Genomic DNA, 13,514 nt, shown 5'->3' with positions numbered 1-13,514 from the left:
CGGCGGCGCGAAGATCCATCCGGAACGGCAAGGGCAGGCAGTCGAGCGGCAGCTACCGACTAAAGGACAAGCGGACTTGTCCTGTTCTCGATCAGGCGAACGAGGTTCAGTGCCGTCATCTCCGAGGATTTCGGATTGGTTGCAAGCGGACGGTTCTGGAGGCGGATTTCGAGCGTGCCGAAGGCGCCGCGGGCGACAATGCTGTGCGTATTTTCCACGGCCTTGGGATCGGCGACGAGCTGCACGCGCGTCTGTTCCATGCCGATGCCGGCAAGGGATGTGGTCGCCGCCACATTGGCATTTTGCGGAAAGGCGGTCGCGGCTTCCGCGGCCGATCCTGCGAAGAAGGCTTCCGCCTCCTGAAGTTCGCCAAGGCGACAGAGCGCCTCGGCCGGCGTCCCGAACCAAGCCCGCGCGGGCTTGGTGATGGTGTGCTCCACGCTGTCCAGACCCAGCCGCGAGGCCGCCGAGAGAGCATCGATGCCGCCGAGCGCGCCCGGCGGAATGATGAGCTGGCAACCGTTTTTCCGGGCGAGTTCCACGAGTTCGTCGAGCACGGCAGCATCCACCAGGGCCGAGGTCGAGGACACAGCGAAATCGATGCCCGCCGCCAACGCCGCCCGGGCGAAGGGCTTGACGCTTTCGCGGCTCGCCGCCTCGACGACCAAGGTCGCGCCGGTCGCCGCCAACGCTTCGGGACCGGCAACATGGACCGCCCCTTCCGGCATGGTCGCTGCGACTTCACGGGGATCGCGCACGGCGATCCCGACGATCCGGGCATTCGCGCCGCGCGCCTTGAGAAGTTCTGCCACCCGTTGACCGATGGCGCCCCAGCCTATGAGGCAGATGGCTTCGACTTTCGACATGACAGTCCTTTGCTGGTTTGCTGCCGGTTCAGAGCGTCACCCAGCCCTCGGGCGGGGTCTTGCCGGGGTGCACGGTCCCGCATTTCGGGCATGTGCGCAGCTTTTCGTCGGCATAGAAGGCCTGGTAGATCGGCGGCAGGTCGTCGACGATGGATTCGAGGTCCACCTCCGCGCGGTGCACCAGCTCCGTGCATTCGAAGCAGTACCATTCGACGGCGTCGAGCAGGCCTTCAGGCCGCGTCGGCTCGATCACGAGGCCGATCGATCCCTCCATCGGCCGCTGCGGCGAATGGCGCACATGCGGCGGCAGCAGGAAGATGTCGCCCTCCCGGATCGGCACATCGTAGAATTCCTTGCCGTCATAGAGCTTCAGCACCATGTCGCCCTTGAGCTGATAGAAGAACTCCTCGACAGGATCGTCGTGATAGTCGGTGCGCTTGTTGGGGCCGCCGACAATCGTCACCATCAGATCGGCATCTTTCCAGATCTGCTGGTTGCCGACCGGCGGCTTCAAAAGGTGCTTGTGCTCGTCGATCCACTTTTGCAGATTGAACGCCTTGAGCTTCGTCATCGATATTCCTCCCTGTCCCGTTCAGCGCAGTTTCAGGCCGCATTCCTCGAAGGCGGCTCTGGTCAGTCTCTTTTCCGCATCCGTCAGCTCCAGCAGCGGCCGGCGGACGGCGCCACCCACCTGGCCAAGCAGTTCCTGCCAGTACTTCTGGTGCGCATGCGGCTTTTCCGCGGGCTTGGACTTGCGGAACGCGTCACGCACCCCTTGCAAGCTCGCGCTGACGGCGCGGGCCTCCTCGACCTTTCCGGCGAAGGCGAGTGCCGTGTACTCGGCCATGCGCCGGTCGGCCTTGGTCTGGAGCGTGTAGGGCGGCGACGAGCAGAGATAAAGCTGCCAGCCGAGCTCCAGCACGTTATCCAGCCATTCCTCTTCCGAAGCGGTCGAGATGAGAATGCGGTCACCGGCAAGCGCCGTCAGCGCCTTGTACATCGCGCGCGGCACGGAATACTTGATCGCCACCACCGTCTCGATGTCGGCAAGCCGGTTGCACAGCTCCGGGCTCATCAGATAGCCGCTGTCGGGATGCGACCAGAGCGCCATGCCGATATCCACCTTGGAGGCGATGGTCTCGTAGTAGCGCAGCAGCGTTTCATCCTGCTGCTTGAAGAAATGCAGGATCGGCGCATGCACGACGATGTAGTCGGCGCCGCAGGCCTGCGCATGACGGGCAAGATCAATCACCACATCCATGTTCTGGTCGGAGCAGGACATGATCGTCTGCGCTCTACCGCCCGTCGCCTCCACGGAGAGATCGAACATGCGCTTACGCTCGTCGACCGACATGGAGAAGAATTCGCCCTGCTTGCCGGCAATGAAGAGGCCGTCGATAGCGAGATCGGAAATCCAATGCTCGACGTTGCGGCGGTAGCCCTCTTCGTCGATGGCGCCATCGGCCGTGAACGGCGTGTTCGCCGCCGCCCAGATGCCGCGCATCGTGGCGCGGGAATGGGCCTTTGCATCTTTACGCTGGTATTTCATGGCGCTCCCTGTCGCATGTCGGTCCGGCGGCGCGTGATGGCCGCTCCGGTCTTGGTTGTCGCCATTTAGCGCAGGAAATTTTTATTCATTAAGACGCATAGTCCGTATATATTCATGCTGAAATCAGTATGGATGACTCGATGCTCAATCTGCGCCAGATCAAGTGTTTTCAGGCCGTGGTCGAACTCGGCAATTTCTCCCGTGCCGCCGAGCGGCTGCACACCAGCCAGGCCGGCATCTCGCATGCCATCCGCGACCTCGAAGCGCTGCTCGGCGCCCGACTGTTCGACCGCACGACCCGGCGCGTCGAACTGACCGAAGCCGGACGTGTCTTTGCCGCCGGCGCCTTGCCCGGGCTTTCGGAAATCGAGCGTGCCGTCGATGCGGTGCGCGATCTCGGGCAGCTCAGGACCGGTCTCGTGCGCATCGCCGCCCCGCCCTTTCTTGGCGCAACCGTGCTGCCGCGGCTGTTGCAGGAGGTGGCTTCGACCCACCCGAACCTGAAGCTCAGGATCGAGGATGTGGTGACCGATCTGATCGCCCCCAGAGTGCGCAGCGGCCTTTGCGATCTCGGTGTCGGCACCTTTGCCAGCGACGAAGACGGGCTCGAGATCCAGCGCGTGCTGCGTGACCAGCTGATGGTTTTCGCGCCCGAAGGGCACGCTGTCTGCGCCAAGGCCGAAGTGGCCTGGTCCGCGCTCGCCGACCAGCCGATCATCACGCTGACGCGCGAAAGCAACATCCGCCTTTTGACCGAGGTCGGCTTCGAGAGCGCCGGCGTGCCGCTGCGCCCTTCCCTGGAAGTCCACCAGATCAACACGGCCCTGTCGCTGGTCGAGCGCGAGGCTGGCCTTGCTATCCTCCCGACCTATGCCTTTACCGGTCTCAACGGCCGGAAGATTTCCGCGCGGCCATTGGTCGAGCCGTCGATCGCCCGTGACGTTGCCATCATCACCGCGCGTGAGCGCACACCGTCCCCCGCGACGCTCGCGGTCCGCACCATGCTGCGCAAAGTGCTGCGTGACATGATCCCGGTCGTCGGCTGACGAAACGTCTGAGGCTGAAACCGTGCAACGACGGTTTCAGCCTCAGCTTGTCACAGGTGCAACTGTACGAAGGTCGTCAGGCGACGCGCAGGGAAACGTTCTTCACAACGGTGTAGTGATGCAGGCCTTCCGCACCGCCCTCGCGGCCAAGGCCGCTTTCCTTGACCCCGCCGAACGGCGTTTCGGCGACCGAGGCCTCCAAGGTGTTGATCGACAGGTTGCCGGCCTCGATGCCCTGCACGAGGCGATCCACATTGGCCGTCGAGTTCGTGAAACCGTAGGCCGCAAGACCAAAGGGAAGCGCGTTCGCCTTGGCCAGCGCCTCGTCCACCGAGGACACCGGATTGATCAGCGCCAGCGGGCCGAAAGGCTCTTCGGAAAGCGCGCGGGCATCGTCGGGCAACTCGGCGATCGCGGTCGGTGCGAAGAAGTAGCCCTTGCCTTCCAAGCGCCCGCCACCGCAAAGGATGCGCGCACCCTTAGCGCGCGCATCGTCCACGAGTTCCTGCAGGGCGGCGATGCGCCGGTCATTGGCAACCGGCCCCATCTGGGTCGATGCATCGAGGCCGTCGCCGACCTTGATCGACCGCGCCTTCTCCACGAAGGCTGCCGTGAAGCGCTCGTAGAGCGCCTCATGCACGAAGAAGCGTGTCGGCGAGGTGCAGACCTGGCCGGAATTGCGGTACTTTCGCGTTGCGCAGGCGACACCGGCCGCAACGGGATCGGCATCCTCGCAGACGATGACCGGCGCATGACCGCCAAGCTCCATCAACGCCGGCTTCATGACCTGTGACGCGAGCGTCGTCAGGTGCTTGCCGACGGCGGTCGATCCGGTGAAGGCGACCATACGGATCCTGTCCTGCGGGATGAGATATTCCGAGATCTCGGCGGGATGTCCGAAGACGAGGTTGAGCACACCCGCCGGCAGACCGGCATCGTGGAACGCCCGGGCGATGTGCACCACGCCCGTCGGTGTCTCTTCGGACGCCTTCATGATGATCGAACAGCCAGCGGCAAGCGCCCCGCCGATCTTGCGGGCGGGCTGGCTCATCGGGAAGTTCCAGGGCGAAAAGGCCGCGACCGGGCCGATCGGCTCGTGCAGCACGATGTAGCGAATGCCCGGCGCGCTCGGGATGACCCGGCCGTAGAGGCGCACGCATTCGCCGGCGTCCCATTCGAAGAACTCGCAACCGCGAATGACCTCGGACCGTGCCTCGGAAAGCGGCTTGCCGTTTTCGAGCGTGATCGAGCGGGCGATCTCTTCGGAACGTTCGCGAAGCAGCTGGGCGGCCTTCAGGATGATTGCCGCCCGGGCAGCGGGTGATGTCCGGCTCCAGAGCTGAAAGCCTTGCCAGGCGGCGTCCGTCGCATCGGCGAGATCCGTCTCGCGGGCGACCGCCACCTTGCCGATGACATCCTCATTGGCGGGGTTGATGACGGCGAGCGTCTCGGAGGTCGCCCTCCACTTGCCGCCGATATAGAGCTGAGCATGCGTATCCTGAGCCATGAGATTGCCTTTTCGCCATTCCTTCAGAGGCTGCGCCTTCCTGTCCGGTAATGGATGCAATCAGCGGTCTAATATAACAATCCACATAGGTTGAATGAATTGATATCGAGATGTGATAAGTCTCGAGACAACTCCAAACGCAAAAAGCGCCTTCCCGGCAGGGAAAGCGCTTTTCCATCCTTCTCGGCGATGGCGATCAGGTCACGGCACTACGGACAGCGAAGCGGGCATCGCGCCAGGCACCCCTCGCCATCACGTCATGCAGCACGTCCACGGCGTTCCACACATCTCTAAAACTCGTATAGAGCGGCGTGAAACCGAAACGGATGGTGGCCGGGGCGCGGAAATCGCCGATGACCCCCCGCTCGATCAGAGCCTGCATGATTTCATGGGCCCCCTCGTGCTCGAAGGAGACCTGGCTGCCGCGCACCGTGACGTCCGTTGGACCCACCAGTTTCAGGCCAAACGCGCCGCAACGCGCTTCGACGAGCTTGATGAAGAGGCCGGTGAGCGCGACGCTCTTCCTGCGGACGGCGGCCATGTCTACCTCGTCCCAGAGATCGAGTGCTGCCGACAGCGTGCGCAGCGACAGGATCGGCTGGGTACCGGAGAGGAAGCGCAGGATACCCGCGCCGCCATCATAGTTGCGCTCAAAGGCGAACGGGCGGGCATGTCCCCACCAACCGCTCAGCGGCTGGCTGGCCTTTTCCTGATGACGCCTGGCCACGTAGATGAAGGCCGGCGCGCCAGGGCCGCCATTGAGGTACTTGTAGGTGCAGCCGACCGCGAAATCCACGTTACAACGGTCGAGCTCCACCGGCAGCGCGCCGGCCGAATGGCAGAGATCCCAGACCACCAGCGCACCCACATCGTGCGCGCGCTTGGTCAGCGCCGCCATGTCGCGCAGAGCGCCGGTCTTGTAGTTGACGTGATTGACGAGCACCACGGCGACGCTCTCGTCGATCAGGTCTTCGATCCGCGGGCCATCGACGCCCTCGAGCCTGAGGACGGTGCCGGGCCGCGTCGCAATCACGCCTTCGGCCATGTAAAGATCGGTCGGGAAGCTTTCGCTTTCCGCGACGATGACCTTGCGGTCTGCGTTGAGGCCAAGCGCTGCGTGCAGCGCCTTATAGACATTGGCAGACGTATGGTCGGTCACAACGGTCTGGCCGGGGGCTGCGCCGATGAGGCGGCCGACACGGTCGCCGAGCGTTAGCGGCAGGGCGAACCAGCCAGCCGTGTTCCAGCTTCGGATGAGGTCGCGGCCCCATTCGAGTTTCGCGGCTTTCTCGATCTCGGCATAGGAGGCAAAGAGCGCCGCGCCGAGCGAATTGCCGTCGAGATAGGTGACGCCTTCAGGCAGGTCGAAGCGCTTCTTGAAGCCCGCGAGCGGATCGTCGCGGTCCAGCGCCTCGACGGCATGGATATCGATGTTCATGGAGCAATCCTTCTATTCACGGACGGTTTCGCGGGCCGGCATGGGGCCGCGGGCGCGCTTGAGGGTCGGCAGCGCCAGCATGGCGAGCACGAAGAGGCCGGTGGCGAGTTTCAGGTCGGTCGGCGGCATCCCGGCGGCAAGGCAGAGCGAAACAAGCTGGTAATAGACGATGGCGCCGACAAAGGGTGCCGCAAGCTGGCGCCGGATCGTCTGCTTGCCGACGATGGCTTCGCCGATCATCAGCGCCGCAAGGCCGTTGATCAGGGTGCCGATGCCCATGTTGACGTCCGCAAATCCCTGCGACTGCACCATCAGGGCGCCGCTGGTGGCCGAGAAGGCGCCAGCCAGACCGACCCCACCGATGGTGAAGGCCCAGATGCTGATCCCTTGCGCTTCCGCCATATCCGGGTTGGAGCCGACGGCGCGCATGGCCGTGCCACGCTCGGTGCGGAAATAAAGGTTCAAGAGACAATAGACGGCGATGCCAAGCAGGCCCGCGACGACGATCTTTGCAACCGGGAAACCCGGTTCGAGAAAGGATACGCCATCGAAAATGGTCGGCGTGCCGTAGACCGAGAGGTTGGACTTGCCCATCAGCCGCAGATTGATCGAGTAAAGCATCGTCATCATCAGGATGCCGGCAAGCAGCGTATGAATTCGGAAACGCAGATGCACGAAGGCCGTGCAGCTACCCGCCAGGAAGCCGGCGGCCATCGCCACCAGGATGGCCAGCCAGCCCGGCGCGCCACCCGCCAGCGACAACGCACAGACACAACCACCGAGGGGGAACGCGCCTTCGCTCGTCAGGTCCGGGAAGTTCAGCGTTCGGAACGGCAACATGATGCCGAGGACGATGAAGGAAAGGATGAGGCTCTGCGCCAGCGTGACCGGAACGAGCGTGATGAAGTTCGAGAATATGGTTGAAACTGTTTCCATGTCCGTCTCAGCTTGCCAGCAGCATGCGATCGGTCTTCATGCCGAAGTGACCGATGAGTTTCGGGATCGTGACGTCGGTCTTTTCTGCGCCGGTGATTTCGAGCCGGATCTGGCCGGCATCGAGCATCACCACGCTGTGGCCGAAATCGACGGCGTGCTGCATGTTGTGCGTCACCATCAGCGTGGTGAGATTGAAGGCTTCGACTGCGCGCACCGTCGCCTGCATGACGATGTCTGCAGTGCGGGGATCAAGGGCGGCCGTATGTTCGTCGAGCAGCAACAGGTCCGGCTGGTCGCAGGTCGCCATGATCAGCGAAAGCGATTGGCGCTGTCCGCCCGAAAGCAGTTCGACGCGCGTATCCAGCCGGTTTTCCAGCCCGAGGTTCAGCGCCGCCAGGCGTTCGCGGTAGCTCGCAAGCCGCCTGGCGTTGAGGCCGCGGCTGAGGCCGAGCTTTTTGCCACGCAATTCGGCGAGCAGCATGTTCTCCGCGACCGTCATCGAAGCGGCGGTGCCCTTCATCGGGTCCTGGAAGACCCGGGCGACCCGTGTTGCGCGCTTGTGCACCGGCAGCGCCGTGACATCGTCGCCGTTGATGAGGATCTTGCCGCTGTCGAGCATGAGTGCGCCGGATATGGCGTTCAGCATGCTGCTCTTGCCGGCGCCGTTCGATCCGATGACGATGGCGAAGTTGCCGGTCGGAAGCGTCAGGCTGAGATCGTTGAGGGCGATCTTCTCATCGGGCTGTCCCTTGTAGAAGACCTTTCGTGCAGATCGGATTTCGAGCATCCGTTCCTCCTCTGAGCAATTCCTTAGAGGCCGCCTCCGCAGCCTTCTTCCGGAATTCATGTAAATACGAATGGACAGGGCGCGCTCGGCGCTCTCATGGACGGCGGCGTCGTGGCCGCCGCCCGTTGCAGGCGTCGGATTACTCGACGATGCAGTTGCAATCGGCGAGCGAAGCCGGGATCTCGACGCCGAAGGCGGCCATGGCCTTCTTCGAGATCAGCGCCTGGTGATCCTCGTAGGCGGGAAACACCGGGGCGATGGACTTCGGGTCCTTGCCCTTCAGGACTTCGGCGGCGATCTTGCCGGCGTTCTTGCCGACCTGTTCGTAGTTGACGGCGAAGCTTGCCGGCACGAATCCTTCCCGAACGGCCGTATCGACGGCATTGACAACGGGAATGCCGGACTGGCGCGCAGCCGATGCAACCGCCGCGATCGCCGGCTGGATCATGTTGGACGTCGGGCCGTAGATGACGTCCACCTTGCCGGAGAGCGAGGTAATGCGCTGCTGGATGTCGTTGAGGTTGTCGACGCCGACTTCAACGACTTCAAAACCCTGTTCCGGAGCGATCTTACGCACGCTCTCGAGCAGCGCGACATCATTGGCTTCGCCCGGATTATAGGGAAGGCCGAGGCGCTTGGCGTTCGGCAGCAGCTTTTTGGTGAAAGCGAACACCGCTGCCATATCCTGGCTGTCGGTCGCCCCGGTGATGCCGTCATCACCGCTTTCGCGGGAGGGCACGAGCTTGGCGGCGACCGGATCGGTCACGGCGGTAAAGATCACCGGGATGCCCGAACCTGCCAGCGCCTTCTTGGCAATCTGCGAGACCGGCGTGGTGACGGTGTAGACGAGCTTCGGCTGTTCGGCCTGCAGCTTCGCGATCATCTGCGGCACGAGCGACGCGTCGAAATTGGTGTGGCTCTCGGTGTAGACGACGTCCTTGCCCTCGACGAAGCCGTTTTCCGCAAGCGCCGCCTTGAAACCGGCGATAGCGGCATTGAGCGGGGGGTGTTCGCCGAAATTGGCGATGCCGATGCGGATCGGATCGGCGGCGGCCGAGCCGATGCCGGCAAGGACGATGCCGGCTGCCATCAGACCTGTCATGAGTTTCGATTTTGTCGTGGCCATCATGTTCCTCCTCTGGCTGTCGCAGTTGACAGCATGAGCGATGAGGAAGCGCAGCCCCACGGCAAAGTCAACGATATAGTATACAATTATAGCAATTGGCGATTATCATATATTATTCTGGCATATATGATGACCGTACATTCGGGCGGCGATTTTTGGAGGTGCCTTTGGTCGACGAGCAGGAAAACAGCACGAAAACGGAGATCGCCTACAGGATCTTGCGGACGGAGATCCTCATGGCCCGCCTGCAACCGGAGGCGCCGTTGCGGCCCGATCTTCTGAGCAAGGCGTACGATATCGGTCGGACGCCGCTGCGCGAGGCCCTGTCGCGGCTGGAGGCGGAGCGGCTGGTGGTGGCGATCTCCAATCGCGGCTTCACCGTCGCACCCGTCTCGCGCAAGGGACTGGAGGATCTGACGAAGGCGCGCGCGGTCGTCGAAATCCCCCTGTTGCTGGAAGCCATGGAGCGCGGCGGCGCGGAGTGGGAATCGGCAATCGTCACGGCGCACTACCGACTGTCGCGCTGCAAGACGGTCGTCGAGGATTCTTCCGACCTTGCCGTCGACACCTGGATGGAACGGCACGAGTCGTTTCACGCCGCGCTGCTCAGCGCGGCGCAATCGAGTTGGCTGATGCACTTTCGCTCGACCATCTCCGACCAGCTCCAGCGCCACTACCGATTCCTTGCCTTTGCCCCCGTCCTGCGCGCGGAACACGGAGAGACGGCCGGCTACGCGGAGGCCATGGCCGCGTTGCACAAGGCGCAGTCGATCGGCCCGCACACCGAGTTGATGGAGGCCGTGCTCGACCGCAACACCGAACGCGCCCGCCTCCTGATGGACGAGCATTTCGGTTATCCGCTCGAGGTCTATGCCGTCGAAGAAGGGGAAGCGGTGTCACCAGCATCCCGCAAAGCATCAACACGCCCGGGAACTCATAAGAAATCCGCATGAATTAATGCTGATTAAGGCGATTGTTATAGGGAAAGCGACCCTGTTTCATGGCACCGAGCAAACGGGAGCGGCGTGATTTGCGCGGGCATGAGGAGGCCTGCGCGATCAACTGACAGGACGAGAGAATTCGGAACGCGACACAAGGGGGCGTCGCCGCCGCGCCGTCGTTTGCTTGCGCCGCTGCCAGGCTTGGACGCGGCCATTCACCGATATTCCAGGAGGAGACCGACATGCCGAAACGGCTGATCATCACATGCTCGATTTTATGTCTGGCAGCGGGCGCGACCTTTGCGGCCGGCTGGGAAAAGGAAGTACCGACCGAGATCAACATCCAGGATCCGCACCTCAAGCGCTGGTCGGAACTGACCTATGACAAGCAGCCGCCGGCGCTGGTTCCGGGCAAGGACTACGGCATGGATCCGGCCACGGGCACCTTCAAAGCTCCGCGTGCCACCGCACTTGGCGCATCGCCCAATTTCCCTGGTCAGCTCACCCATTGGGACGACAAGACCTACAAGAGCAATGTCGAGGAAATCGCCTTCTACCCCCACATCACCTCGCCATGGCACGCCTGGCCCGATGTCGCGGATTTCGACGGCAAGCGCTACATGTACCTGCACGACCGCGACTACATGCGCGTGCTCGATATCACCGACCCGACCAAGGCCAAGGTCGTCTATTCGAAGGGCGGCGTCTGGGGACCGGAAGGTTCGAGCGAAGACTGGGACGCCAAGACGGTACAGGACTATTTCGGCGGCATGACGATTGCCTGGAGCGAGAAGCTCCAGAAGAACGTCGTCGTCGCCTCCTACGAGATCGGGCGCTTCGGCATCCTCGACAACAAGCGCACCCAGCCCGACATCGTCGAAACGCTGCGCCACTACAATTCGCTCAAGGGCTTCAAGGTCTATGAGATGAACGGCCCGCTGCCAAGCGACTGGAAGCTGATTGCGACCCGCACGACGGACATCAACAACCCCGACGCACCCATCGGCGAGCAGCAGGGCTCCGGCTCGCTCGATGCGCCGGCCTGGTTCGGCGGCAAGTACATGTATCTCTCGTCGGCTCCCGACGACAGCTACGCATTGACCGAATATCCCGATTACCTGCATTCGCCCGGCTACCAGGCCTGGGACATGACGGACCCAGCCAAACCGGTCTTCGTCAGCCAGGTCACGGTTCCCGGCCAAATCGCCGGCGACAAGGCAAGCGAGGACGCGTACCTCATGAACCCGCGGGCCGGCAACCGCACCTCCTGGATGGGTTCGCGCATGCCGCTGTTCCTGCCGAAGCCGGTGGAAAAGGGCGGCAAGATCGGCTTCGGCGCCATGGGCGGCCTCGGCTTCTACACCTTCGACCTCACCAAGCCCGGCACCCCGGAAATGATGGGCCACTTAAGCATTCCGCCGAGCTTTGCCGGCACCGAGTTCGACAATGCCGATACCAGCCAATACGAGCGCACCGGCTATGTCTTTGCCAACGGCTATCCGATGAACTCCAACTGCTACGAGCCCTACAAGGACGTGCTGGTCATCGACGCCAAGGATCCGAAGGACCCGAAGGTTGTCGCCACCTTCCCGCGTCCGACCCCGCCGGCAGAGGCCGAGTTCACCGACTATTGCCAGCGGCGCGGCAGCTTCGGCCCAAAGCGCTCCGGCACGCCCCACCAGCCGGGATACAGCCGGCAGGGCATCCTGCCCTATGCCTTCTATAATGCCGGCCTGCAGATCTTCGACGTCAACGACCCGAAGGATCCGAAGATCGCCGGCTACTACGTGCCGCGCTTCCCCAAGCCGGAGGAAATGCCCGAATACACCTACGAAAACGCCAGCTTCGCGGTCTTTACCGAATATGACCGCAACATCATCTGGCTGATCAGCATCGACGGAATCCGCGCCCTGAAGACACCGCTTCTCGGCGAACCGAAGACCGGCCTTTCCGGCGAGATCTGGCCGCCGCGCGGGTAACGCGCACCGGGCCGGCATCGCAACCGATACCGGCCTTTTCTCTCCTTTTCACACAATCCCAGTCAGCACCCGCTTGTCCCGCATGCCGTGGACGGGGCCGGCGAAGCTTTTTCGATTTTACAAGAACAACGAGGGGACCAACTCGACATGAACAAGCAAACAATCGCGACGTCACCACTCTTCTTGAAAGGTGCCGTAGCGGCGCTCTGCACGATGGCCGTCCTGCAGCCGGCAAAGGCTGCCGATGCGGAACCCGTCGAATATGTCCGCGTCTGCGATGCCTATGGCAACGGCTTCTTCTATGTGCCGGGTACCGAGACCTGCCTGAAGGTCAGCGGCTACCTGCGCCACGAGGTGGCGGCGGGCGACGATGTCTACTGGGGCGGCTCGCTCGACGGTCTGCCGGGCAAGGCGCGCGCCACGATGCGCTTCGACGCCCGCAACGAAACCGAGTTCGGAACGCTGCGCTCCTATCTGGAGACGCGTTTCGAACACAAGGCGTCGGGCGAGCGCATCTATATTTCAGAGGCCGTCATCGAGCTTGCCGGCTTCTCGGTCGGTATCGCCGATTCCCTCTTTGCCAACTGGACCTGGGGTGCGGGCAACGTCATCTATGACGACGTCATCTACTACTCGGGCGACCGCACGATGCAGGCAAGCTACACCCACGACTTCGGGAACGGCTTTTCCGCCATGGTCGGCGCCGAGGAAGGCAACGGCTCGTGGGAACTGGAGACGGTCGATGGATCGGGCGTGGCACGCCGTGAGTGGTTCGATCTTCGGGCCGACAGCGTGCCGCATTTGCTTGGCGGCGTGAAATATGAGCAGGACCGGATGACGCTGTTCGGCATGGCGGCCTATGACACCCGCTACGACGCCTGGGCCTTCAAGGCGCGCGTCAATCTCGACGTCACCGACGCGCTCTCATTGTTCGTCATGGGCGCCTACCAATCCGACCCGAGCCGGCCGAATTATTATGGAAGCTGGTATGGCGACTGGGCAATGTGGGGCGGTGCTTCCGTGAAGGTCAGCGAGAAGGCAACCATCAACAGCCAGATCGACTTCGAGGAGGACGGCACCTGGAACGCGGCCCTCAATGTCGCCTACGAGGTCGTGCCGGGCTTCAAGATCACGCCGGAACTCGACTACACGGCCTTCCGCGGGTTTCGCGGACACGAAGACGCTTTCGGCGGCGTCGTGCGCTTCCAGAGAAACTTTTAAGCTTGGGGTTGAGGAGCCGGGTGCGACATTGCCGCCGGCTCCATCCGGCTGCAATAGCTCCGCGGGCTGCTACGCCCATCGCCGGCTTGGTAAGCCGCGAAAAGGAGGTTGAATGGCC

Annotated in this window: 12 protein-coding genes; 4 read left to right on the top strand and 8 right to left on the bottom strand. The window is 63.0% G+C overall.

Going from position 1 to position 13,514, the window contains the following annotated elements; all coding sequences use genetic code 11:
- Positions 1 to 59: 59 nt before the first annotated feature.
- The 3 genes from JVX98_RS29335 to JVX98_RS29325 are packed head-to-tail and all read right to left on the bottom strand — an operon-like array spanning position 60 to position 2,415.
- The gene (locus tag JVX98_RS29335; RefSeq protein WP_205239939.1) at positions 60 to 866 is read right to left on the bottom strand and encodes an aspartate dehydrogenase; all 807 of its coding nucleotides are present in this window, start codon (positions 864 to 866) and stop codon (positions 60 to 62) included.
- Positions 867 to 894: 28 nt separating this feature from the next.
- Positions 895 to 1,437, bottom strand: coding sequence for a 3-hydroxyanthranilate 3,4-dioxygenase (locus tag JVX98_RS29330; RefSeq protein ID WP_060530138.1), 543 nt, complete (start codon positions 1,435 to 1,437; stop codon positions 895 to 897).
- A gap of 21 nt (positions 1,438 to 1,458) precedes the next feature.
- On the bottom strand, positions 1,459 to 2,415 hold the full coding sequence (locus JVX98_RS29325) for a dihydrodipicolinate synthase family protein (protein WP_205239938.1): 957 nt from the start codon (positions 2,413 to 2,415) through the stop codon (positions 1,459 to 1,461).
- 140 nt (positions 2,416 to 2,555) lie between these two features.
- On the opposite strand from JVX98_RS29325, the gene JVX98_RS29320 reads away from it, so the two are divergent.
- Positions 2,556 to 3,461, top strand: coding sequence for a LysR family transcriptional regulator (locus JVX98_RS29320; RefSeq protein ID WP_205239937.1), 906 nt, complete (start codon positions 2,556 to 2,558; stop codon positions 3,459 to 3,461).
- A 76-nt stretch (positions 3,462 to 3,537) separates the two neighbouring features.
- Here JVX98_RS29320 and JVX98_RS29315 read toward each other — a convergent pair whose 3' ends face one another.
- The 5 genes from JVX98_RS29315 to JVX98_RS29295 all read right to left on the bottom strand — a co-directional run bounded on the left by JVX98_RS29315 (position 3,538) and on the right by JVX98_RS29295 (position 9,255).
- Complete coding sequence (locus JVX98_RS29315; RefSeq protein ID WP_205239936.1) at positions 3,538 to 4,968, bottom strand: NAD-dependent succinate-semialdehyde dehydrogenase; 1,431 nt, start codon at positions 4,966 to 4,968, stop codon at positions 3,538 to 3,540.
- 196 nt (positions 4,969 to 5,164) lie between these two features.
- A complete protein-coding gene (kynU, locus tag JVX98_RS29310) occupies positions 5,165 to 6,406 on the bottom strand; it encodes a kynureninase (RefSeq protein ID WP_205239935.1) in 1,242 nt (413 codons plus the stop codon).
- 12 nt (positions 6,407 to 6,418) lie between these two features.
- Positions 6,419 to 7,342, bottom strand: a complete 924-nt coding sequence (locus JVX98_RS29305; RefSeq protein ID WP_205239934.1) for an ABC transporter permease — start codon at positions 7,340 to 7,342, stop codon at positions 6,419 to 6,421.
- A gap of 7 nt (positions 7,343 to 7,349) precedes the next feature.
- Entirely contained in the window at positions 7,350 to 8,129 is a 780-nt protein-coding gene (locus tag JVX98_RS29300) for an ABC transporter ATP-binding protein (protein ID WP_192449097.1), read from the bottom strand.
- A gap of 139 nt (positions 8,130 to 8,268) precedes the next feature.
- A complete protein-coding gene (locus JVX98_RS29295) occupies positions 8,269 to 9,255 on the bottom strand; it encodes an ABC transporter substrate-binding protein (protein WP_205239933.1) in 987 nt (328 codons plus the stop codon).
- A 167-nt stretch (positions 9,256 to 9,422) separates the two neighbouring features.
- Between JVX98_RS29295 and JVX98_RS29290 the strand changes: the two genes are divergently transcribed.
- The 3 genes from JVX98_RS29290 (at position 9,423) to JVX98_RS29280 (ending at position 13,396) form a co-directional block, all read left to right on the top strand.
- On the top strand, positions 9,423 to 10,208 hold the full coding sequence (locus JVX98_RS29290) for a GntR family transcriptional regulator (RefSeq protein ID WP_205239932.1): 786 nt from the start codon (positions 9,423 to 9,425) through the stop codon (positions 10,206 to 10,208).
- Positions 10,209 to 10,438: 230 nt separating this feature from the next.
- Positions 10,439 to 12,175: a hypothetical protein gene (locus JVX98_RS29285; protein ID WP_205239931.1), complete on the top strand. Its 1,737-nt coding sequence runs from the start codon at positions 10,439 to 10,441 to the stop codon at positions 12,173 to 12,175.
- Between the two features lie 147 nt (positions 12,176 to 12,322).
- A complete protein-coding gene (locus JVX98_RS29280) occupies positions 12,323 to 13,396 on the top strand; it encodes a porin (RefSeq protein WP_205239930.1) in 1,074 nt (357 codons plus the stop codon).
- Positions 13,397 to 13,514: the final 118 nt, after the last annotated feature.

This window comes from Ensifer sp. PDNC004 (genome assembly GCF_016919405.1).
GTDB lineage: Bacteria > Pseudomonadota > Alphaproteobacteria > Rhizobiales > Rhizobiaceae > Ensifer.
This window is presented reverse-complemented; position numbering and strand designations above follow the sequence as displayed.

Coding starts and splice junctions, on each gene's coding strand:
- JVX98_RS29315 (WP_205239936.1), bottom strand. CDS start 4,968: ATGGCTCAGGATACGCATGCTCAGCTCTATATCGGCGGCAAGTGGAGG.
- JVX98_RS29320 (WP_205239937.1), top strand. CDS start 2,556: ATGCTCAATCTGCGCCAGATCAAGTGTTTTCAGGCCGTGGTCGAACTC.
- JVX98_RS29295 (WP_205239933.1), bottom strand. CDS start 9,255: ATGGCCACGACAAAATCGAAACTCATGACAGGTCTGATGGCAGCCGGC.
- JVX98_RS29280 (WP_205239930.1), top strand. CDS start 12,323: ATGAACAAGCAAACAATCGCGACGTCACCACTCTTCTTGAAAGGTGCC.
- JVX98_RS29325 (WP_205239938.1), bottom strand. CDS start 2,415: ATGAAATACCAGCGTAAAGATGCAAAGGCCCATTCCCGCGCCACGATG.
- JVX98_RS29305 (WP_205239934.1), bottom strand. CDS start 7,342: ATGGAAACAGTTTCAACCATATTCTCGAACTTCATCACGCTCGTTCCG.
- JVX98_RS29300 (WP_192449097.1), bottom strand. CDS start 8,129: ATGCTCGAAATCCGATCTGCACGAAAGGTCTTCTACAAGGGACAGCCC.
- JVX98_RS29330 (WP_060530138.1), bottom strand. CDS start 1,437: ATGACGAAGCTCAAGGCGTTCAATCTGCAAAAGTGGATCGACGAGCAC.
- JVX98_RS29285 (WP_205239931.1), top strand. CDS start 10,439: ATGCCGAAACGGCTGATCATCACATGCTCGATTTTATGTCTGGCAGCG.
- kynU (WP_205239935.1), bottom strand. CDS start 6,406: ATGAACATCGATATCCATGCCGTCGAGGCGCTGGACCGCGACGATCCG.
- JVX98_RS29335 (WP_205239939.1), bottom strand. CDS start 866: ATGTCGAAAGTCGAAGCCATCTGCCTCATAGGCTGGGGCGCCATCGGT.